The organism is Cystobacter fuscus, from assembly GCF_044360685.1.
GTDB lineage: Bacteria > Myxococcota > Myxococcia > Myxococcales > Myxococcaceae > Cystobacter > Cystobacter fuscus_C.
In genome coordinates this window covers 4,211,376-4,234,332 of sequence record NZ_CP043491.1, presented here as the reverse complement: position 1 = coordinate 4,234,332, position 22,957 = coordinate 4,211,376, and the positions used below count along the sequence as shown (strand labels likewise).

At 67.3% G+C, this 22,957-nt stretch carries 14 protein-coding genes; 3 read left to right on the top strand and 11 right to left on the bottom strand.

Annotated features, from left to right (window positions below; all coding sequences use genetic code 11):
- Positions 1–20: 20 nt before the first annotated feature.
- The 7 genes from F0U63_RS17405 to F0U63_RS17375 all read right to left on the bottom strand — a co-directional run bounded on the left by F0U63_RS17405 (position 21) and on the right by F0U63_RS17375 (position 11,960).
- Positions 21–893 carry a serine hydrolase domain-containing protein gene (locus F0U63_RS17405; RefSeq protein ID WP_395847038.1) on the bottom strand — a complete coding sequence of 291 codons (873 nt, stop codon included), beginning with the start codon at positions 891–893 and terminating at the stop codon, positions 21–23.
- Between the two features lie 201 nt (positions 894–1,094).
- Positions 1,095–4,109: a X2-like carbohydrate binding domain-containing protein gene (locus tag F0U63_RS17400; protein WP_395847037.1), complete on the bottom strand. Its 3,015-nt coding sequence runs from the start codon at positions 4,107–4,109 to the stop codon at positions 1,095–1,097.
- A gap of 430 nt (positions 4,110–4,539) precedes the next feature.
- Entirely contained in the window at positions 4,540–5,436 is an 897-nt protein-coding gene (locus F0U63_RS17395) for a sigma-70 family RNA polymerase sigma factor (protein ID WP_395847036.1), read from the bottom strand.
- Positions 5,437–5,500: 64 nt separating this feature from the next.
- A complete protein-coding gene (locus F0U63_RS17390) occupies positions 5,501–8,482 on the bottom strand; it encodes a tetratricopeptide repeat protein (protein WP_395847035.1) in 2,982 nt (993 codons plus the stop codon).
- Between the two features lie 96 nt (positions 8,483–8,578).
- Complete coding sequence (locus F0U63_RS17385; RefSeq protein ID WP_395847034.1) at positions 8,579–9,868, bottom strand: NBR1-Ig-like domain-containing protein; 1,290 nt, start codon at positions 9,866–9,868, stop codon at positions 8,579–8,581.
- 115 nt (positions 9,869–9,983) lie between these two features.
- The gene (locus F0U63_RS17380) at positions 9,984–11,366 is read right to left on the bottom strand and encodes a hypothetical protein (protein WP_395847033.1); all 1,383 of its coding nucleotides are present in this window, start codon (positions 11,364–11,366) and stop codon (positions 9,984–9,986) included.
- Between the two features lie 30 nt (positions 11,367–11,396).
- Entirely contained in the window at positions 11,397–11,960 is a 564-nt protein-coding gene (locus F0U63_RS17375) for a TetR/AcrR family transcriptional regulator (protein ID WP_395847032.1), read from the bottom strand.
- 502 nt (positions 11,961–12,462) lie between these two features.
- Between F0U63_RS17375 and F0U63_RS17370 the strand changes: the two genes are divergently transcribed.
- Positions 12,463–13,170, top strand: coding sequence for a lytic polysaccharide monooxygenase auxiliary activity family 9 protein (locus tag F0U63_RS17370; RefSeq protein WP_395847031.1), 708 nt, complete (start codon positions 12,463–12,465; stop codon positions 13,168–13,170).
- 172 nt (positions 13,171–13,342) lie between these two features.
- Positions 13,343–14,953 (top strand): PAS domain S-box protein, encoded by a 1,611-nt coding sequence (locus F0U63_RS17365; protein WP_395847030.1) that lies wholly within the window; start codon positions 13,343–13,345, stop codon positions 14,951–14,953.
- A gap of 31 nt (positions 14,954–14,984) precedes the next feature.
- On the opposite strand, the gene F0U63_RS17360 is transcribed toward F0U63_RS17365, so the two are convergent.
- Both F0U63_RS17360 and F0U63_RS17355 read right to left on the bottom strand, forming a co-directional pair.
- On the bottom strand, positions 14,985–16,748 hold the full coding sequence (locus F0U63_RS17360) for a hypothetical protein (RefSeq protein ID WP_395847029.1): 1,764 nt from the start codon (positions 16,746–16,748) through the stop codon (positions 14,985–14,987).
- Positions 16,749–16,768: 20 nt separating this feature from the next.
- Positions 16,769–18,715 (bottom strand): alkaline phosphatase PhoX, encoded by a 1,947-nt coding sequence (locus tag F0U63_RS17355; protein WP_395847028.1) that lies wholly within the window; start codon positions 18,713–18,715, stop codon positions 16,769–16,771.
- Between the two features lie 261 nt (positions 18,716–18,976).
- On the opposite strand from F0U63_RS17355, the gene F0U63_RS17350 reads away from it, so the two are divergent.
- A complete protein-coding gene (locus F0U63_RS17350) occupies positions 18,977–19,972 on the top strand; it encodes a LysR family transcriptional regulator (RefSeq protein ID WP_395847027.1) in 996 nt (331 codons plus the stop codon).
- On the opposite strand, the gene F0U63_RS17345 is transcribed toward F0U63_RS17350, so the two are convergent.
- A complete protein-coding gene (locus F0U63_RS17345; protein ID WP_395847026.1) occupies positions 19,941–20,483 on the bottom strand; it encodes an ester cyclase in 543 nt (180 codons plus the stop codon). The genes F0U63_RS17350 and F0U63_RS17345 overlap by 32 nt on opposite strands.
- Before the next feature lie 141 nt (positions 20,484–20,624).
- Positions 20,625–22,847, bottom strand: coding sequence for a DUF4038 domain-containing protein (locus F0U63_RS17340; protein ID WP_395847025.1), 2,223 nt, complete (start codon positions 22,845–22,847; stop codon positions 20,625–20,627).
- Between the last annotated feature and the right edge of the window lie 110 nt (positions 22,848–22,957).

Genomic DNA, 22,957 nt, shown 5'->3' with positions numbered 1-22,957 from the left:
GCTCCCCTCCTCCGTCGTGGTCAAGGCAGGAGCAGTGGCAGCAGCTGCGTCCGAACCAGGTCCAGACCCGGCCGCCAGTTCGGTGGCATCCGGTCGGTGGGCGGGGGACCCGGGTCGAAGCCCGGGTCCCCCGTCGTCACCACCACCGCATGTGCCGACGGCACCACGACCACGTGCTGCCCCGCCCACCCACCAGCGAAGAAGTAGCCCCGCTCCACCCACGTGAGATAGCCGTGGGCGGTGCCCTCGGGTGGGCCACCGGCCGATTGCTCCCGGACCATCTCCCGCATGTACGCCTCCGGCACGAGGCTCCGCCCTCGCCACGTCCCCAAACCGAGCCAGAGTTCGCCGAGCCGCCTGAGTGACTCCGGGCTCAGACGCAGATGGCCGAACCCGTAGGCCCGGCCCTCCGGGTCACGCGGCCAGAACCATTCGTCGATGCCCAGCGGAGCGAAGAGCCGCTCCTCCGCGTACGCCGACAATGGACGCCCCACCACGGCGCTCAACGCGGCCCCGAGGACGTGGACGCCACCACTGTCATAGCGAAAGGCCGTTCCCGGCGCGTGGAGCCGCGGCGCGGCCAGCACGTGGTCCACCCACCCTCGCGGCAGGGCCATGAGCTCGTCGATGTCCCACGGTCCATCGGTGGCGCATCCTCGTGTCTGCGTGAGCAGGTGTCGCCAGGTGTGACCGGCCGCGGGATGTCCGGCCGGAAGGCCGAGCGGACCTCCAAGAGGGTCGTCGAGGTCCTCGATCAGCCCATCACCGACGGCGGCCCCCACCAGGGTGGCCAGCACGCTCTTGGTCACGGAGAACGTGTCCGCGATTCCCTGTCCGCGCCGGTGCTCCTCGAAGAGGACATGCCCGTTGATGCTCACGGACAGGGAACTCATGTGGGAGAACTCCGGCCGTGACGCGAACGCGTCGACAATCCGCAGGCAGCTCTCCCGGAGCCGAACTGTTTCGGTGACGGGCATCTGGAAATGCTCACCCATCCAAAGCACCACGGCAAGGCGGATGACGAGACACCGATGGCACGCCGGCCCGGAGAGGAATGAAGGTCCGCTCCGGGCCGGGACGTTCACTTCACGGTGTCAGGGCTCGAGGCCCCACTGGAGGCCGCCGGAGATGTATCCGGTCGTCTTGCTCCAGTCCGCATACGTGGCGCCCGTCGAGGCAAAGGAGTAGTCGCCCGACTGCGTGTAGTTGCTCCAGTCGGATTTGGAGAACCGGATCTGAACCTCGATGCTCTGCCCGGCCGCGAGGCTGCCTGCTCCGCTCGTGAAGCCAACCTCGAGGTAGTGATCGGCACCGGTGGTCGGTGTCGCCATCTTGACGAAGCTTCCGGTGACATTCGCGCCACCCACATGGGACCAGTCGCAGAAGAAGCTCTGCGCCTTCTCCCCGTCAATGGTGTAGTAGTAGCGGAGCTTGACGGTCGAGAGCACGACCGCGCTCGTTCCCGTATTGATCAGCTTGAACCTCGGGCTGATGCCATTGACGGTCGCCGCCGTGGACCCGTTGTACATCTGCACCTTGATGTTCCCCGAGCCAGCGGAGGTCGTATCGATCACCGTGATGGCCAGAACGGGGGACGTGCCCGCGCTGAACTGGAAGGTCAGGTTCGTCGTCCCGACCGGCTGACTGGCCAGATAGCCCTTCGACAGGGTCACGATCGAGCCGGAGACGGTGTAATCCGTGCCCGACACGAGCGTCGCCGAGCCATTCTTGATGCCGCCGAAGGTGTTCCCGTTCAGCGTCATCGTCACGGTGATGTCCGCTTGATTGCCCGTCTTCTTGTCGAAGGAAGAGCTCGTCGGGCTGATGGTCGACTGCTTGACCGGATCCGGGTCCGGCGTGCCGCCCACGGGGTCGCCATAGACGATCCCCCGGCCGTTCGTGCCCACATAGACGCGGCCGTACACCCGCGGATCCCCGGTGATCGTCGTGACCCTCGCGTATTGATGCTGAGCGTCGTTGACCCTCACCCAGGAAGCGCCCGCATCGTCCGAGCGGAAGAAGCCGCGCACACCCTCGATCCTGGCGATGACGTACAGGGCCATGTAGCTCTGACCCGGCGCCGCCTTCCCGAACCCGACCCCGTCGGCCTCCTGCACGTTCGCCAGCTTCGTGAAGGACGCGCCGGAGTCGGTCGAATGCCACAGGCCGTACGGGCCGGGGCTCTCATTGCCGCCCGCGAACCAGACGTCCCCCTCGCGGCCAGGAACGGCCTTGAGCGAGGCGGCCCCGCTGCTGGGAAGACCCGCCGCGGCCGTCTGGGTGAACGTCGCGCCCCCGTTGGTGCTGAGATAGAGCTTGCCGGCCGAGTAGGCGTAGAACTTGTTCGGGTTCACGCGGTCGGCGGCGATCTTCGCCCCCGCTGGAATGCCGCTGCTGGCCGTCCAGGAGTTGCCGCCCGACTTCGAGTAGTACACCCCCACGTCCGACGTGCTCCACACGATGGCGTTGCCGTCGGCCGAGACCGAGACCGTCCCCCCGCCCTTCGTTCCCGCCGGCTCGGAGGAGGCCTTGTACCAGTTCGCGCCTCCGTCATGGGAGAGGCCCACCGACCTGGCATTGGCATCCGCCGAGTAATCCGCCATGCCCACGCGGACCATGAAGCCCGGGTTGAGCTCCGCGTAGTCGATGCCGTACGTCGTGCTCCACGCCGGCACGGACATCGTCTTGGCGGGCGGCGCCGTCAGATCATCATGGCGGAAGCCGGAGATGTCACCCATGGCGCTGAGGAGCGGCGCTCCAGCCGGCGGGCTGATGAGTTCCATGATGGCCGTCTCCTCGATGCCCCTGGCCATGACGGAGATGTTCACCTTGCCGCCGCTGTCCCAGTCCGTCAGGTTGTTCGTGCCGTACAGGGTCGCGCCCGTGGCGTACATCATCCGGTTGGAGTTGAAGGGGTCGATCTCAAGATCCCCGATCATCCAGCCCAGCTTGGGGGAAGGCGTCGGCGGGATGGGCTCGATGCCCAGCGACAACCAGGGAGCCCCCGAGATGTCTTGCGTGTAGCGGAGCTTCCGGCTCGGGTAGCCATCCCAGTCCCAGATCGCCGTCCAGGTCGCACCGCCGTTCGTGCTGCGGAAGAGGTTGGCATCCGGCCACCAGCTGTTCAGCGTGGCGACCACGAGCGTGTCCGGGTGCTGCGCATCGACGGCGAGACCGCCATAGCCGTAATAGTTGTCCGTGCTGCTGCTCGGCACGGGGCTGATGTTCGTCCAGAGGCCCGTCTGGGTGTTGAACTTCCAGACATCTCCCTTGGTGCCGTCGTAGGGACCGACGCCATCGCTATAGGAGATGTAGAGGTTGCCATTGGAGGCAAGTTCACCATGGTGCGGCAGATAGCCGACGGGCTGGCCGGGAATCGCCTCCCAGGTGGCGCCGCCGTCCGTGCTGCGGAAGATGTTGTTCTCCTTGTCCGCGACCCCCACGTAGACGGTCTGCGTCGCGCCGCCGGCCGTCCCCGTGCTCGGGTCGAACGTGATCCACGCCAGCCCGACGATGTCACTCCCGTAGGAGTTGGTCGGGTCTTGAACGTAGGTTCCGGGATTGGGGAATTGAGTGACCTTCGTCCAGGTCGCTCCGTAGTCCGTGCTCTTCCAGAGTCCGTTGCCGCTGCGGGCGCCGAAGAACAGGATGTTGTTCTTGTTCGGATCAATCACCAGGCGCTCCCCCATGGAGCGTCCGGGCATGTTGCCGCCGACCTTGAACGGAAGGGGCGTCACCTGCCACGTGTCCCCCTTGTCGGTCGAACGCATGATCTGGCCGTTCGTATCCCAGTCGTTCGTATAGGTGCCGGTCGCCATGTAGACGCGGTTCGGCTCGACCGGATCGGTGGCCAGGGCATCGACTCCGTTCTTGTTCCAATCCACCCAGCCCGTCGTGTCGGAGAGCGGAATCCAGCTTGAGGTCGCGGCATTCCAACGGTACGCGCCGCCAATGTCCGTCCGGGCGTAGATCAAATCCTTCTGCTTCTTGTTGAAGATGATTCCCGGAATGAAGCCGCCCCCGCCTCCCGTCACGACGTTGCGCCAGTTGTAGGCGGCACTCGGAGCCGCCCGCGCCTCGGGGACAAGGCCACTCCAGGCCGAACCCATGGCCGCGGCCAATAGAAGGAAAACGCCAGTCCTACCGACATGTCTCGTGTGCACCGCCGTGACCCCCATGCGATTGGAACCATCCAACCTGGTCCAAAACCAGACCCGGTTAAACGTTTTACCGCTTTCTCAGTGTGGGAGTGCTAAGCTGTAAAAACCAGGAAAAACGAACTGGAGCTGAGATTCCAGGGACACGCCGCGCCAGCTTGGATTGACACACCGTGTCGATTTTCGCCGTGGTTGTAGGTTCTCAATCAGGGCCGAGAACCATGTTCCCAGTCATGACACGGTTTCGCCAGAACTGCTCCTCGCGGGATGAAACAGCGCGAGGGATGTCTGGATTGAAGTAAACGAGTGAAAAGCCACTCCCGCGCTCGGAGCCATTGCCGCGCCATGTTGCGCTACGTGCGGTGGCGTGATTGAGGCGCGCTCAGGCCAGCGCCCGGGTGAGGGTGATGGCGAGCTGGCTGCGCACCAGCTCCAGGATGTCGTGCAGCTCCTCCGCCTCCACCTTCAGGCGCTTCTGAAGCTCCCGCTGGGTGGCCAGCAGCAGCCGCTCCCGCGCGTACGCCAACCAGCGCGCCATGGTGACCCGATGCACGTTGTAGAGCTCTCCCAGCTTCTCCTGGCTCGTTCCCCCCACGAAGTGCAGGCGCAGCAGGTTGAGTTCCTGGTCCGTGAGCGCGCCGAGCGCCGCGCGGAATGACTGCTGGAACGCCTCACGGTACTGGCTCTTGATCAGCTGGAGCTCGGGGCCACAGGCATCCGTCTTGAGCCCCTGGGCCAGGCGCTCATCCAGGGGGACTTCGACCGTGGTGCCGCGGCGCAGGTTGATGGCCACGCGCAGCGTGACAGCGCGGGCCCACCCCCCCAGCGGGCCCGTGCCCAGATAGGAGGCGATCTTCGGCTCGCTCCGATCGCGGCGCAGGAAGAGCCGTTCCCGCACGGCCTGGAGCGCCTCGTCCACGAAGGCCGGTGAAGGATCCACCCGCTGCAATGCCCCCCTCAACTCGGCACCGAAGCGCTGGTCGAACTCCTCCAGGGCCACGGGGTGGCCCGCGGCGCACCCCAGTGCCAGCGCGAGCTCCTCGGCCTGGACGGTCCGCAGCGTGCCCAGGCTGCCTCCATCCGCCGGCACATGGCGCAGCAAGGCCCGGAGGAAGTCGTCGTCGGACACGCCGAAGCGGGTGCGTGCGGGCGCGCTGGCCTCGATGAGCGCGTGGAGCAACGTCCCCAGGGTGGCGTCCGCCTCCAGCGCGCGCGCGGCCCGTGAAGGCAGCAGTTCCAGTGCCCGGGTGTGGAGCTGCGATGGGGAGAACGATGGCATGAGGCCCGCATAGTCCAGCCTCCGGGGGATTCCCAGATGGATGAGGGCCGCCCCGGGTGTTCATTCAGTGCGCGGTGGATGGCGCCCCAAACAAGGCGTCTATCTCGGCGCGCGAGGCGGGCCCTACCCGCTCGCGCAGTTCCAGGAGCTGCTCACGAGCACGCGACCGGTCCGTGCCCCCTTTCTTCCACTGCACGAGGGCCAGTCCCAAGCGGGCTTCCGCCTGCTCGAGGCTCTTGTCGGGACGACGCGCGTAGAAGGCGAGAGCCCGCTCGAGGGTGGCGCGTGCCTCGTCGAGCCGACCCAGCGCGATGAGCGTCCTGCCGATCTGAACCTGGGCGTTGGCCCGGAAGGGATGATCCTCCGCGAGAGCGGACACGAAGATCTCCTGCTCACGCTGGAAGTGCTCCAGGGCCTGGGCGTGCTGTCCCAGCTTCCGCAGCGCGATGCCCATCGTGTCCAGCGTGGCGCCCACCATGACATGGCGAGGCCCCAACTTCGCGATGCGCAAGGCAAGCGCCTCGCGGCAGAGCGCCAGCGCCTCCGAGGGATGTCCCTGGCGGTTGTGGACCGTGGCCATGTTGGTCAGGAGGGTGGCGAGATCAGCGGGATCCGCATCCTTCCGCCCGCGTTCGATGTCCACGGCACGCTGGAACGCGGAGAGCGCCGCCTCATGCTCTCCCAGCACGTTCAGCAGGAGAGCCAGGTTGGCCAGGGTCTGGACATACTCGCTGGAGTGCTCACCCGTCAGACGGGCATGGATCCGCAGCGCCCGTTCGTATGCCGCGCGGGCCTCGGAATACTGCTTCCGGTGGCGGGTGATGATGGCGAACATGTTGAGCCCTCTGGCGAGCGTCCGCGACTCGGGGCCCCAGTGGCGCTCCGTCAGCTCCAGGGAGCGCTGGATGGCCGCATATGCCTCCTCCGAGCGCCCCCGCATGTGGAGCGAGGAGGCCAGGTTGTAGAGGGCCTCGCCCAGATCGGGCGCGTCCGGACCAAGCGTCTGCTCCATCCGCCTGACGCGCTCCTCGTCCAGCGCGAACGCCTCGTCGAAGTGTCCCTCCGCGTTCGCCAGGCTCGCCCGCGCACTCAGCATCTGCAGCTCCAGGGTCGGTTCCTGGCGGTCGAGCCGCTCGAGCTTCGCCTGGGCGTGCTCGATGCCGCGGCGCGCCGCGGCGAGTTCCTTCCGGTGGCCGCTGTCGACGAAGGCCATCTCCATCCAGGCCCGAGCGGCCAGGGCATCCTCGTGCCCGGCTTCCGCCCGGAGCACCGCCCGGTCCAAGAGCTCGACGGCGCGAGGAAGCTGCTCGTCCATGCGCCGGAGAGTGCCCTCCAGCAGGAGCGCCTCGGCCTGCACGGGAGGGAAGCGCAGGGCCTCGGCGGCCCGGGTCAACGCCTCGGCGCGCGGCAGCGCTTCCCGGGTACGGCCCAGCTTGTTCAGCGTCTCCAGCTCCGCCATCTGCTCGCGCAGCGCGAGCACCTGCCGCCGGACGGTGGCATCCTGGGGCAACCCCGGACGGTGCAGCAGGGCATCCACGTTGGCGCACGCACTCAGCGGGGGCAGTGCATACACGGCGCTCAGCACCTTGTCCGCCGTGGCCCGGTCCGCATGCTCCAACTGCCGCGCCAGGGCCGACACACGCTGAAGCGCGTGGTTCAGGCACAGCATGCGACGATCGAGCAGCTCCTCGGACTGTTCACCCCGCACGCGTGTGGCCTCACAGGCCTCGCGGTGCATGGTGGCCCAGTCCCGCGTGTAGGCATCCACGCTCCGGGCGAGCAGCTCCCATGTCGAGTCCGCACCGGGCGCCCCACTGGCCACCAGCCCGTGGCGAACCCCCTCTCGGACCGAGTCACCCCAGACGGATTGGACGTGGGGCGGCCCTCCGGCACACAGCTCGGCCGGGCGGGACAGCCGCCACAGGGCGCCCGCCCCCAACAGCCCCAGGAGCAACAGGCTCGCGCCCAGCAGCGCCACCACGCGTTTGCGCCGCCGCGCTGGCTCGAACTCCAGAACGGCCAGCAGTGCCTCCATGGAGGGATGGCGCGCCGTGGGCTCCACCTGGAGTCCGCGCACGAGCGCCGCGTGAATCGGGGCCGGTACTCCACCATGGCTCTGCGCGGGGGCGGAGCGCAGACGGCCGGAGGTGACTTCCTGGGCCACCTTGTCCGGCGCATCACCTCCGAAGGGGGGCTCGCCGTAGAGCGCCTCCCAGAGGGCCACGCAGAAGCTGAACTGATCCGTCCAGGGGCCCGTCTCCTTGCCCAACCACTGCTCGGGGGCCATGTAGCGTGGAGTGCCGGCCTGGGCGCCCGAGCGGCTCCACGCCAGGGAGGCCATGCGCCCCGCCTCCTCTCCAGAAGGAGTGGCCGGCTCGGGCCTCATCGCTCGAGCGAGACCGAAGTCCGTGACGCGCACCTTGCCGTCCCGGCCGACCAGGACGTTGTCGGGCTTGAAGTCGCGATGGACGAGCCCCACGGCATGGGCCGCCGCCAGGCCCCGCCCCGCCTCCACGAAGCAGCGCACCACCTGCTGCCACGAGGGATGCTCGGAGGCCAGCCACTTGCCCAGCGTCTGGCCATCCACCAGTTCCATGGCCACGAAGACCCGCTCGGCCTCGCTGCCCACGTCGTACACGGTGACGACATTCGGGTGGGACAGCCGGGCCAGGGCGCGGGCCTCGCGTTGCAGCTGCGACTGCCCCCGTGCGGACGTGGCGCCATGCGGGCCACCGGGGGACAGCAGCTTGAGCGCGATCTTGCGATCCAATCCCGGATCGTACGCCGAATACACCACGCCCATGCCACCGGAGCCGATGCAGTCGAGCACCAGGTAGCGCCCCACGGCCGTGCCGCGCGCCAGCACGGGGGAAGGGTGCGCGGGCGGGGCCTGGCCCGTCGAGGGGGGAGCCCCCGCGACGAGCACGGACACCACCTCGAAACACACGCTGCAGCGGGCCAGGTGGCCTTCGAGTTCCTGACGCTCCGCCCCGGCGAGGGTGCCCGCGGCGAAAGAGGCCAGCACCTCTTCGGGCGGACACGACACGGCTCCTGACGAGGAATATCGGTCCATGGGATGAACGATGGACCAGAACCCTAACAACTTCTCGCGGGCGAGCGACGTGGGCGCGAGCCCGACGCCTCACGGAGTCGGGCAGTTGCTGGGGCAAGCATATCCAGGCTTGCAGGTACAGGATGTCGCCGACGAGACGACCTGGATGGAGAGCGCGGGTGTAGACGCACCAAACCAGGTGCCGCCGTTCCGCAGCATCCGCCACTGGAACGAGTGGTAGCCCACCTTGGTTGGCGCGATGAGCTCCACGTTGAAGGTCTTCGTGCCTCCCGGGGGAGTCGACTCGCCCAGGTTCAGGGGGGCGCGCTGGAAACTCCAGGTGGTGCTGCTCGTGCCGAGCATGTATCCGTCCGCCTGCGTCCAGGTGAGGCCTCCCGTGTTCCGCATCGTCACCAGGACCTCGAAGAGTTGACCCGGCCGCACCTGGGTGGGCACCGACTGGCTCACGAAGGCCGCGTCACGCTCCGGGACGACCTGGATGGAGGTCTTCGCGGAGGACTGACCGAACCAACCCGCGTCCATGCCATCCTTCACCATCCGCCACTGGAAGTCGTATGCGCCCGGCGCGCTCGGCGCGGTGAGGTTGAGGACGAAGGACTTGGAGTAGCCCGGCCACACCGTCTCGGAGGGAGCGAGGAAACCGCGAGCCAGCCCCCAGAGGCGGGCGTTGTCTCCCAGCCGGTAGTACTTGTCCTGGCTCCACGCCCTGGCGCCCGTGTTGCGCATGGTCACCACGGCCTGGAAGCTCTGCCCCACGGTCACCCGGCCAGGCACGGACTGCGAGACGAAGGCGGCATCTCGCTCGGGCACGTTGCACTGCTCCGAGCAGCCCGCCTCGCATGGCGTGACCGTGCCCTTGGTGTAGCAGCGGTTGGAGCACGTGTAGTAGGCGCAGCCGGCCGCGTTGCAACCATTCAGGTCTCCGTCATGCACGCGGCACGCGGCCTGGCACTCGGTCGAGCAGCCCGCGTCACACAGGCTGGTGCCCTTGGCCTGGCAGCGGTTGGAGCACGAGTAGTAGGCACAGCCGGCCGCGTTGCAGCCGTTCAGGTCGCCGTCGTGCGTGCGGCACGAGGCGTTGCACTCCGCCGTGCACCCCGCGTCACACAGGCTGGTGTTCTTGGGGTGGCACTGCTCCGAACAGAAGTAGTAGCCGCAACCCGCGGCATCACATTTCTTCACATCGCCATCGAACGCGCGGCAGTCGGTGGCCGCGGCCTGAGAGACAGCGGTGCTCTCGGCGGCCGTCACGGCCTCCTGGCTCGAATTCGGAGCGTCATCATCGATGGGGCCCACCGTGCAAGCGGCCGTGGCCAACAGCAGGGGAAGCCAGAAGTGGGCATGTCGCGTCAGGTTCATTCCGGGGTGTCTCCTCTTGAAGGCCCAACGAACGAGCAGCTCCGTTGCGGCCTGCCTGGATGACACACCCCGGATTTTCGATGTCACATCTTGCCGGCTCGCGGCGGAAGTGCCGTCACGGCGCGACGAAGAGGCAGCGGGTGATGGGGACGATGATGTCCGCGAGCACGTACAGGTAATACGTCTTGCCCGGCGTCAGCGCCGGAGGCTGGCCCCCCGCCGGGAAGCGCTGCGACATGTTGGCGGGGACGACTCCGTAGCGCACTGTTCCACTCTCGACCCCGGCTCCCTCGGCGGGCGCGTCGAGCCGCCAGAGCGTGCCCTCGGGCAGGTCGAGGTTGGGCGGTACCGTCGGCGTCGTGCTCTCCTGCTCGAGGACGTACACGTAGCGGGCCTTGCCCCCTCGCCACTGGAGCAGGCCCTGCGCGTCCACGCCCTCGCCCTTGGTGCACGCCGTCGGCCGGAAGAGGCGCTGATCGTCCAGGGGGCCCGCGCCGTACGGCTGATCGGCGAAGTCCTCGCGCTTGAAGCCGCGCTGGAAGAGCTCGGACTGGAAGAAGCGCGCCATCCGGTCCGGGTCGGTCGTGACGAAGATGGAGTCCAGCGGACGCTCCGGGGAGGCCCGTGAGAAGCCGTTGTTGTGCTCGCGGGGGTAGGCGCCGAAACCCACGGTGTTGATCCACCCGGCGCCCATGGCCAGGCCACGGGGGTTGAAGGAGTTGATGAAGTTGCCCGGAGACTCGACGTACCAGTTGGACGTCCCCTTGGGGGCGCGTGTCGAGTGGCAGCAGACGCAGGCCGTCGCCTCGATCTGGGTGCGCACCCAGTCCACCTCGGCGGCATATGCCGGGTCCTTCATGCGCGGATCCTCCCGCTCCGCGTTCGGGGCGGGCGGCACCGCGTAGTACGGACGCTGGGTCCGCACCCGGTCGCAGCTCGCGTAGTCATCGAAGTGACGGCCCAGCTCGGTGGCTCCGGAGATCATCTCCCACGTGCACACCTTTCCCCCTTCCGACTGGCCCGGCGGCTCCCCCGGCTTGGGATCCACACAGGTGAGCACCGGCTGCTGGAACGTCGGCAGCCCCGTGCCTCCGCTGTCCACCACCTTCCCCCCACAGACGGGCGCCGGCTCGAACGCCCCGCCACCAAAGAGCTCACAGCCGCGCTGCATGGAGCCGCACTTCTCCTGGTTCACCCCCGGCAGCGTGATGCGCGTCCACCGCTCGCCACCTTCCTCCAGGAAGCAGTAGCCCAGCCGCTCTTCCATGCCACACGCCGACCCCAGGACGATCGTCGAGTCCTGATCCTCGCAATCCTCCTTCGCGTCCTTCTCGGACCACTCGCCGACGTAGTCACGGCACTCCATGCTGTCGCTGAACTTGTTCGTGTAGATGCAGTGGCCCACGACCTTGTCCGGCACCTGGGGCACCTGCCTGGGTTGACATCCCATGATGACGGACCACAAGACACACATCGACAGCAACCGCGGCGCGGCCATTGGACAACTCCCGGTGGGAACGGCGTTGGATTACTTCGCGTAGCCCTTCATGAAGCCGTCGAGGTGCCGCTCGACGAAGACCTTCAGGTCGAGCGGACGGCAGCGGCGACCGTGCAGCTGGTGCTGGTGGAAGAGCGCCATCAGCACCGGAGACAACAGCGCGAGTCCCGCCACCCGTGCATCTGGCACCGACAACTCGCCACGCGCGTGGAAGACGATGAGCAGTTCCTCGAGGGCGTTGAGCGTGGGCTCGAAGATGGAAGAGATGTAGATCTGCCCCAGCTCCGAATCGCTCATGCCCTCGGCGAAGCCCGCGGCGTGCATGCCGCCCAGCGAGCCCGTCCAGGCCGCGGCGATCTGCTCCAGCAGGTGGTGCAAGGCCTCTCGCGCGGGACGCTCCGCCAGACCCTTCGCCCAGGCCCGGCGCTCCTGTCCGAATTTCATCAGGTGCTCGAAGGCGGCCTGTACCACGCCCTGGCGATCACCGAAGTAGTGGCGCAGCGTGCCTGGATCGACCCCCGCGCCCTCCGCGAGCGTCCGCAGGCTCGGGTGCGTGCCTCCCGCCACGAGGAGCTGCTGCGAGAGGCTCTGCACGAGCCTCGAACGCGTCTCTTCATGATCGCGGTTGCGCGCTCCCGATATTCTTCCCATGGCTGGGAATATTATGAACCACCCCACCCCACCGCAAGCGGGAATACGCCTCGGGGCGCAATCTCATATCCTTCCTCGGCGAGGAGCTTTATCACGATCCAAGCCCCCGTGGCGGCGGTCCGGAGGGTTCATCCCCGGGCAGAAGCCAGACTCCGTCCTGGCGCGCCTTGGCAGTGATTGGAAACAAGCGCGTGACATGGGCATCCCGGCGAAGTCAGGATTTAAGAACCACGAAAGAATCAAACGGAGGTGTAACGTTTAACCGCCAACAAATCCCCGAAAAGATCATTTGGCTCGAATTGCGTCTTATCCAATCATGCCGGTCAGTGCCTCGCCTTTGGAGTGCAACGCGGCGGTGGTGCATTCATGGCGTTGTCCCCCCCAGAAGGACATGTCATCGCCATGAAACAGTCTCTGGCTCAGTCGTCCCCCAAGGAGAAAACTCATGCTGACGCATATCAAGAAGACGTGGTGGAGCTTGTCGCTGGCATTGGGCGTCGCCTCGGTTGCTCACGGCCACGGGTTGATCCAGGACCCGCCGGCGCGCAACTGGTTCTGTGGCGCGTACACCAAGCCGGATGAAGTGGGCAGACCCGGCGAATACGCGGAGTGCGCCGATGCCTTCCGCGATGACTTCTCCGGTGGCTATCAATTCATGAGCGTGCTCACCCACGCGCAGGGACGGGCCGTGGTCAGCCCCCTGCCGCAGAACGTCTGTGGCTTCAACAGCGAGACCTGGCGCGGCGGTGCCACGCCCTGGGACAAGTCCATCAACTGGCCGACCACCTCCATCAGCTCCGGCCCCCGCACCATCACCTGGAACATCTCCTGGGGCCCGCACTACGATGACACCGAGGAGTTCCGCTACTGGATCACCAAGCCCGGCTTCGTCTATCAGGTTGGCAAGCCCCTGACCTGGGACGACTTCGAGACGGAAGCGTTCTGCGTGCTCAAGTACAACGACCGCAATCCCACCGGCAATCCGGCGGTGGTCGCGGACAAGGCCAACTCGCTCTTCCACACCACGTGCAACGTGCCGCAGCGCGCGGGCCGCCACGTCATCTACGGCGAGTGGGGGCGCAACTACTTCACCTACGAGCGCTTCCACGGGTGCGTCGACGTGGTGTTCTCCGGCTCCAGCGCGCAGCACTGAGCACGCACGGACACGGGTGCTGACGTCACGGTAGGAAGCCAGGCCGCTCCTGGGGCGGTCGGGCTTCGCGCCGGGGTAGCACCTGGCGCACAATGGAATGCACGGGATGTCCTGGGCATTCGCCGCGACCTGGCCGCGCATTCCGTTCTAGGATGCGGCCCCGTTGGGCTCCATGGACAACCCGTTTCGCTCCCCTGCCCCTCTCTCCGAGTTCGAGCGCCACTTCCAGGCGACCTTCGACCAGGCCGCCGTGGGAATCGCGCACGTGGGCCTCGATGGCCGGTGGTTGCGCGTCAACACGAGGCTGTGCGCCATCATCGGCTATACGCACCAGGAGATGATGAGGCTGGCGTTCCAGGACATCACCCACCCGGAAGATCTGGCCGCGGATTTGAGTCTCGTCCGGCAGGTGCTCGCGGGCGAGCGAGCCACCTACTCGATGGAGAAGCGCTACTTCCACAAGTCCGGGGAGGTCGTTTGGATCAACCTCACGGTGTCTCTCGTGAGGAAGACGGATGGCGCACCGGACTACTTCATCGCCGTCATCGAGGACATCACCCGGCGGCACCGTGCCGAGCTCGAGCGGGACACCTTGCTCGCGCGCGAGCACCAGGCGCGCACGGAGGCGGAGGAGCTGGTGCGCCGCCGCTCCGCCGAGCTGGACGCCACGCGCAATGCGCTCATCCAGGCGGAGCGGCTGGCCACGGCGGGCCAGCTCGCGGCGGGCGTCGGGCATGAGATCAACAACCCCCTGGCCTACGTGCTGGCCAACATGACGTTCGCCCTGGAAGAACTCTCCAAGCGCGAGCAGGACGAGAGCCTGGAGGAAGTGCGGGACGCGCTCGAGCAGGCCCGTAGGGGCGCCGAGCGCATCCGCAACATCGTGCGGGATCTGCGCACGTTCGCCAGCAGCAAGTTCGAGACCCTGGGACCGGTGGAGGTGGGCGACGCCCTGGAGTTCTCCGTGGACATGGCGGCCCACCAACTTCGCCAGCGGGCGCGGCTCGTCCGCGACTACGCGCCGGTGCCGCCCGTGCTGGGCAATGAGTCGCGCCTGGGACAGGTCTTCCTCAACCTGGTGCTCAACGCCGCGCAGGCCATCCCGGAAGGAGCACCCGAGGAGAACCAGGTGACGCTCACCCTCCGTCCCCAGGGAGACACGTGGGTGGCCGTCGAGGTGACGGATACGGGGTGTGGGATCGCCACCGGGAACCTGCCGCATCTCTTCGAGCCGTTCTTCACCACCAAGCCCGTGGGCGTGGGAACCGGGCTGGGCCTGTCGGTGTGCCACGGCATCGTGACCGGGATGGGGGGGCGGATCGAAGTCGAGAGCCAACCGGGCCGGGGAAGCACGTTCCGCGTCCTCCTGCCCGTGGCACGACAGGCCGAGGCTCCAAGGCACTCCGAGGCGAAGACGGCGCCTCCGCCCCTGGCACCCCGGCGCGTGCTCGTGGTCGATGACGAGCCCGAGGTCCTCGAGGCGCTCGCCCGCCTGATTGGTCCGCCGCACTCCGTGGTGAAGGCGGGGAGCGGGACACGCGCGATGGAATTGCTGGCGGAGGATGCCCACTATGACGTCATCTTCTGCGATCTCATGATGCCGGGCCTCACGGGCATGGATCTGCACGAGGGGATCTCGCGGAAGCATCCGGAGCTGCTCGAGCGGGTGATCTTCATGACCGCGGGCTGTTTCACGCGGCGCGCCGCCGAGTTCCTCGAGAGCATGGCGCCCCGGCGCCTCGAGAAGCCCTTCAGCCCGGAGGCCGTCCGCGGCTTCCTGTGATTCCCCCGGCCTCGCCGTCGCGCTCCGTTTGTCAGCGAGCAGCGGTCTTCGGCGGGCCCACCCATCCAGGAAGCACGGGATCGTCGATGCCCGTCGACCCGTCCTGCTCCAGCCGGGCCCTCACCTTGGGAGGAGCCCCCACCACCACATCCCGCCCACGCTCGAAGCGTTGGGCCTTCACCAGCGCCAGGGTGGCCCGGTCCAACAAGAGCGCCCGGCGCGGTGAGGGGACGAGCAGCACCGAGATGTCCTTCGTCAGCGCCTTCACCGCATCGGGCCGGAGCGTCCCGTCCCGCCGGAAGAAGCGGGCCTGGACCTCGTCGTTGGTCCCGTAGTCGTCACCGGCCCCCACCTGCGCGAGCCAGTGGGCGTACTCGCCCTCTCCATCGGCGCGCCTGGGCTCCGCGATCCCCTTCAGCCCCCGCTGCCCCCAGTGGTACCAGCCCTGTTGCCAGGCCACTCCCGGGTCGAGCTTGCGCGCGAAGCTGAAGGTGCTGTCCGTGGTGGCGCCCACGCCGCCATGGCAGCCAATACAGGCGGTGGTCTCCTCGACGTTCTGCGGGCGCAGCTCGCCGCCCGCGTCCTCGATGAAGCCCTGCATCAGCCAGCCGGTGCCCGTGCCCACCCCACGCTCCACATCCGCGAGCACGAGCTTCAGCGTGTCGGGCTGCTTCATCTTCTCCCGGGCTTCCGCCTCGGCCGCCAGTTGGAGGTCGCTGTACGTCAACCAGCGGGTCTTCCTCATGTAGCGCAGCTCCTTCATCCGGGCGGCCATGCGCACCTGCCCCTCCACCACATCGAGGTAGCGCAAGCTGTGGAGGAACTCGGTGCCTCGCGGGAAGAGGCCGGCGGCGGGCCAACCCTCGCGCGCCCGGTCCAGCCCGGCCGCCTGTCCCACGTAGCCGAAGGGACGTCCGGGCTTGGGTGGCCACACGAAGGCCACGCGTGTCGCCCGGCCGAGCACGCCATCCCCGTCGAGATCCGAGCCGAACTCCCGCTCGTCCGTGGGCGGGAGTGGCACATCCACCCGGCGGATGTACGCCTCCAGGATGGCGAGGTTGAGCTGGTACACGGTCTTGCTCTCGCGCCCGGCCGGGTCGCGCCGGTACGCCGCGGGAAGGCGGATGAACACGTCTCCCGCGCTTCCATTGGTCGGCCAGAACATGCCGGGAAACGGGGCATAGGCGAACGCCCGCCAGCCCGTCATGGCCCCGTCCGGAGAATGATCGAAGCCCTCGGCGTCTGGCTGGAACCAACAGTCCGGGATGTAGCCCTCCCACCGGCCATCACCGTTGCCATCCCAGGCGGCGGGCGGATGCGCCAGCGCCGCGGCGAGCCGGAGCCCGCCGCGCTCATCCACGTAATTGTTCGACCGCACCCAGGCCAGCAGCTCGGCGTCGGACAGCTCGACGGGCGGCGGCGGCTGGACGAGGTTCGTCCAACGGTTCTCCTCGGCGGAGCGCGCCACCGAGAGGACCGTCTGGACCTCGGCGTCCTCGACGAAGTTGGGCGCACGCGGCGTCTGGTGACATGCGAAGCAGCCGTTGCGGGTGCGGCCACCCGGTGCGTCCTGGGTGACCGCGTAGCACTGCGCGGGCAGGTAGGCGGCCGGATTCGAGAGCCGGGGAGGCTCTCGCGTGTTCGCTGGCAGGGCGGTCACGAGCGCCTCCCTCAGTTGGACGACGGGCGTCGCCGGCGCGGGGCTTCGCGTGCCGCCCGAGCGCCAGACAAGGGAAGCCCCAGCCACGAGCAACCCGATCACCAGCACGATGCCTGTCGCCCTTCGGCGGCCCATGTCTTCTGCTCCCCGTGTGCTCAGTTCATCGCCGGGAACGGGCCGATGTAGCCGGTGTACGACTGCTTCACGCTCGCATCGCCGCCGGCCTTCTCGATGTCGGACTCACCGTAGGGGTGTTGGACCTGGGCCTTGATGTACGCGAAGCCGTTGATGTCCGGGTAGAAGTAGACGCCCGTCGTCTCCGAGCCGTAGGGGGCGGAGAAGATGCGGGTCAGTTCCCGCGTGACGATGTTGTAGGCCCACACCATGTCATTCTGGTGGCCATCGACGGTGTCCTCGCCGATGAGCAACGTGTCGTACCCGTTGATGAAGGACAGGTTGTCGGGATTGGCGATGCCATTCACGCTGCAGACGTTCGCGATTCCCGGATTGGAGACACCGTTGCTGTCCACGCTCGTGAAGGAGGGATCGTAGAAGGGGCTGTTGCTCGGGTAGAGGCTGGCGCCGGGCGCCTTCAGCCACATGCCCTCGACGAGCGGCGCGGCGGACTCGACGACATAGTCACTGCCGAGCTGCACGTTGGGCGAGACGACCATCTCGTAGACCGCGCCACAGTCGTTGCGGGCGACCTGGATGTGATTGCCCCCACCCAGATCCTTGCCCTTCGGATCGTCGATCATCCCGTGGTTCAGCTCGCTGAAGGACACGTAGAGCCGGTGGGCGGCGGGGTTGTACGTGATTCCCTCGGTCTTGCGGAACTCGGTGGTGCCTCCGACGTAGGCCGCGTACCGGCGGCTCTCCAGGCGGGAAGCCGCCAGCTCCTGACCGGGCTTGAGCCGCAAGCACTCGCGGCCGGTCTCCGTGTTGATGGCGCGGAACCCGGAGGCCGCGTTCGGGCAGGTGCCATCGCTGGCCTGGGGCTCGGTCTCGAAAATGTGGGAGAACTGGATGCCACTCTCGATCAGCGCCTTCACCTCCGCGTCCGTCGCGCTGGGACCCAGGGGCAACCAGTAGATGTCCGCCCGGCCCGAGGGCTGGCCCGACGGCGTGGTCTGGAACCACCGAGCCGCGTAGAGCTGTCCCTCGGACAGGTCTCCTGGCCGCGTCGCCACGAACATGTAGAAGCCGTCATTGCTGCCATCGTCACTCAGGTAGACGGTCCTGCGATCCGGCATCACATAGGCGAGTTCGAGCGCCCGCCGGCCCGCCGCGTAGTGCTTGGCCACGGTGGTGCCGCCCGAGTCGTCGACCGCGACCTCGATCACGTAGCCATAGCGGTATGGGGAATAGACGGCCTTGGCCTCGGCGATGGAGGCGGTGGCCGGATCCAACCCCCAGTAGCGCAGCATCGAGCGCTCGGCCTGGGTGAGCGCACTCACCGAGGCCGCGCTCTCATAGGCGCGCGCGTCCGTCGGGTACTCCTCACTGCTCAAGTTGGTGTTCCAGGGCGACACGCTGCCCGCGCAGGGAATCCAGTAGCCCTGCACGCCCGAGAAGTCGATGGGCCGGGTGCTGATGGCGGTGAGCTTTCCGTCAGGCGCCTGGCGCAGCTCGGAGAGGTACATCGACGCGGGAGTGGTCTCGAACTGGGTGAGCTCGAAGATCCTGTTGCCCTTCTGGATGAGCGCCGAGAAGTCGTTGGACGGAGAGATGAAGTCCGAGCCGTCCGTGTTCTTCACCGGACCGCCATCCTTCTGGATCATGCGCCCGAAGATGTGCTCGCCCAGGGGCTGACCGGAGCGCAGCACGGTCTCGTACCGAAGGGAGACCTCCTGCCCGTTCACGCTCGCCTTGGGACTGGCGTAGACGGCCCGCTTCTCGTCCAAGGTGCGCGCGGCATTCACCGGAGTGAAGCTGAGCGACTTGCCCTGGCCGGCCGGGCCCTGCGGCCCCGGGGTTCCCGGCGCGCCCGGGGCTCCCGGGGCTCCGGTCTCACCCGTGCAAGCGGAGAGCGCAAGCGTGGTCAGGGACGCGCACACCAGGTGCCCCGTCCGGCGCACCCATCGCGAATGGGTCGATCTCATCTGTGTCCTCGTCTTGAAAGAAAGGGGACGGAGCAGCTGTGCCGAGTCGGCTCCGACCGCCGACGGATGCTACTGGCGGCGGGTGGTCACCCTGAAGAGGTTTGTCACAGGAACGTCACGACCCGCTCCACCGCTCATACGGAGAGTTCAACCGGATCCCCTCGGCGCGGGTTGAAGCGGCTCCTGGAACTCACCAACTCACCGCGTCAAAGCGGAGGGATTGGCGGCGTAGACCTTCGAACAGAAGACTATCCTCCGGCAATGATCGACAGCCTGCTCGACGTGACCGTCTTCACACGGGTCGTGAGCGCGGGGAGTCTCTCGGCCGCGGCGAGGGAGTTGGGAATGTCGCTCGCCGTCGTCAGCAAGCGCCTCGCGCGGCTGGAGGAGCGGCTCGGGGTGCGGCTGGTGAACCGCACCACCCGCAGCCTGAACCTGACCGAGGAGGGCGCCGAGTTCCATGAGCGGTGCGTGCGCGTACTCGGCGAGATTGGTGAAGCCGAGGAGAAGGTGCGCTCCCTGCGGCATGGGGCGAGCGGATTGCTGAAGGTGACCGCGACCGCGGCCTTCGCCCGGCGGCACCTCGGGCGGCTCATCCCCCGTTTCCTGGAGCGCTATCCCGACATCCGCGTGCAGCTCGACGTCTCGGACTCGGTGGTCGGCCTCGTGGAGTCGGGCTACGACGTCGCCATCCGCTTCGGCGCCCTGCCCGACTCGGGCCTGATCGCCAGACGCCTCGCGCCCAATCACCGTGTGGTGTGTGGAGCGCCCGCCTACTTCGCCAGCAAGGGCAGGCCCCAGCGCCCCGCCGATTTGAAGAACCATGACTGCATCGCCTTCGGCAACCCGCCGAACCAGGACTGGCAATTCGAGGGGCCCGGTGGGGAGACGACGACAGCGCGCGTCGCGGGTCCGCTCGTGACCAACAATGGCGAGGTCGCGCACGAGTGGGCGCTCGAAGGCGCTGGGCTCGTGCTCAAGTCGATCTGGGACGTCGGAGCGGACCTCGAGGCCGGACGGCTCGAAGTGGCACTGCCCGGCTACCGGGTACCCGCCGCTCCCCTCCATGCCATCTACCCCCACACCCGCGGGGTCGCGGCGAAGGTGAAGGTTTTCATCGACTTCCTCGGCGGGGAGCTTCGCGCGGCCTACCGGTGGGACGGCATGGACCGGGTGGAGAACACGGCCTCCACGCGAGAGGCCCCGCCCGTTCCGGGACGTGAGCTCAAGGCGTCACGACGGCGCCGATCCGGGTGAGGAACGTGAGGTTGTCCTCCAGGTGCCAGTTCGTGGCGATGCGGCCATCCTCGATGGTGTAGATGTCCACGGCGTCGAACTGGATGGAGCGGCCATCGCCCTGAAGGTCACCGAACCGGCCGGAGAAGTGGCCGGTGAAGCGCAGGCGGCTGATGACCTGATGACCCACCACCCAGGCCTCCTCGACCGAGACCAGGAGGTCCGGCACCGCCGCACGGAAGGCGCGCGAGGCGACGATGGGACCCGTCGGACCCTGGGGCCGGCCCTCGGGAAGGTTCAGGTCGATGAAGTCCTCGGCGAGCGCCGCCCGGGCGTACGCCTCCTCCCCCGTGTTCCAGAAGGCGTAGTAGCGCCGTGCCGCCAGAAGCTGCGTGTACGCCTGGTGGTGGCTCAGTCCCCGATCCACCGTGAGCTTCTTGGGCTGAGGCAGCTCCTCCGCCGCGAGAGTGGACGAGCCAACGAGGGTGGCGAAGCCGACAAGGGCGGCCAGGATGTGAGTCGCGATACGCATGGGCATCTCCCGTGATTGAGCGTGTTCGTCACGCGTCGTGAGATGAATGAATGCGTGAAACGCGCGGCGCCGGATACGGCCAGGGCGTGAAGGGTGCCTTTCGTTTTTGGAAAGGGTGGGCTCGCGCCCACCCCCGACGCCTTACTGCACCGTGAACTTCACCGCGCAGTTGTTCCACACGTACCAGGTCACCCAGGTCGGATCAGCCACGCCCGTGCCCAGGCAGTAGGTGCCCGGGGTCGATGGGGCGGTGTAGTCGCGCTGGAACGTCTGCGATTGCCCCTGAGTGAAGCTCAGGTTGCCAATCGGGTAGCTGTCACCAAAATTCGCGCCGGTGGAATCACGCACGTCGAGCTTCACGTTCACGCCGCTGGCGGCCGCGCTCGCCTTGAAGGTGCTGGTGAGCCGAACCGTGCCGCCGCGGCTCACCGTCGTGGGGGAAGCCGTCGCGGACACGAGGGAGAAGCCGACGGCCGGTGCGGGCGCGGTGGAGACCGTGAACGAGGTGGCGCAGTTGTCCCAGTAGTACCACGTGGCCCAGCCCGAATCGGTCACGCCCGAGGTCACGCAATACGTGCCGCTGGCCAGGTCCTGGGGCACGGAGTAGGCGAGCGTGTACGTCTTGGACTCGTCCTGGGCGAAGCTCTGGCTCACGAAGTTGAGGTCGGTCTGGACGGCGCCCACGGAGTTGCGCACCGAGAGCTTCACGTTGCGGCCCGACACCGCGGCGGCGGCCCGGATGGACACCGAGAGATTGACGGTCTGTCCCGGGGCCACGCTGGAGGGAGAAGCCGAGGCGGCGGATGTCGAGTACCCCTCGCGCACCGGGGGCTGCGTCGTCGAGCCGCCCGGCGCCGGGAAGTTGAGTGAGGCATTGTCCAGCACCAGCACCCAGTCGTTGCCCAGACCACTGCTGGGAGGCGTGAACTGCCGGGTGCCCGTGTTGGCATGGGTTCCCACCCACTGCGCCTTGCCGGTGCGCGGGTCATACCAGTGGGCGCGGACCGTTCCACCAGCGACGCGGTCCATGTTCACCGTGAAGGGCAGACCGGACGCGCTGTAGACGAAGGCGTAGCTGGAATCCGAGGCCCGCGTGGCCTGGATGCGCTGGTACTGGTTGGCATCGTTGATGACCGTGGTCAACACGCCCTGATCCGGGATGCGACCCAGCATCGGACGCGACTCCATGAGCTGGCGCAGATACTTCATCTGCACCGCGCCCGGAGCCTTGATGCCCTCGTACCAGTAGTTCACGGGCGAGAACCGCGCCGGGCGGCCCGGTGCGTACATCTGCCACACCGAGTTGTGTCCGTAGGTGATGCCAAAGGCTCCGGCGAACACGGTCAAATACGCGAACCTCCGAACGTCGGCGTCATTGGTATGACCAGGGCCCTGGAGATCGATGAGGATCTGCTCGTAGGTGGGCTCTCCGTCCAGCGTGGGCTTCGGCGACGCGAGGTTGTAGTCGTACGAGATATCCTTCCAGACAGTCTTGCTCGTGCTATGGCCATTCTGCTGCATGTTGAAGTCCAGCCATGGCTCGTTGTGGAACCAGAGCGAGGACTTCGTCCCGCCCTTCGGGTGGAAGGTCATCAGCACCTTGCTGTAGTCCTCGTTGCCGGAAACGCCGAGGGCAATGCCCTTGGCCAGCGCGCGCCAGACGGCCTCCTTTCCCACGGGCGATGTGTCTCCCCCGAGCACCCAGATGATGGGCTTGCTGGCATAGCGGCGGCCCAGGAACTCGCCATAGGACTGGGCAGCGGACGCGGAGAGCGCACCCTCCGCCACGGGCCCGCCCCAGGTGGGCAGCAGCGCCGTATAGATGCCGCGCGCCTCGGCCTCGTTGATGAAGTAGTCGACGTGATCCCAGAAGTCGTACTGGGTGGCGTTGTTCGGATCATTGCCCGTCGTGGTGGCGGGCGTCGTGTAATTGCCATTCAGGAAGGGCACGTCACCTTGGGCATTGGCACCCGTACCGGTCTCTGGACCCAGGGCGACCGCCTGGATGACGTTGAAACGATTATCCGCGCGGTTGTTCAGGTACGTCTGGATCTCCGAGCGGTTGAGATAGGGAAGGACCTGCCAGGCCGTGTCCCCCAACCAGAAGAACGGCGTGCCGTCCTCCTTCTCCAAGAAGCGCTTGTTGCCGCTCACGCGCAGCTTGGGAAGCGCCGCCAGCGAGGCGCTGTCCATCCCCATCGCGTCCGGCGCCGAGCCCGTCTCCGGCATGCCGAGCGGCGTCGTCTCGGCTCCACAGGCCGACAGGAATGAAAGACACAGCAGGGGAAGCAACGATTTGCGCACGATGAGTCCTTTCGCGGTCGCACGGCGTGGCAGGAACTCGTCGACGATGAGGGCATGCACCTCACCACCAACGCTCCAGGCGCCATATAATCCGAGCCAGAACAATCGTCACGCTTTTCCAGTATTTCTGGAATGAGGAAGAGCGGGTCGCGCCCACGTGGACAGGGTTT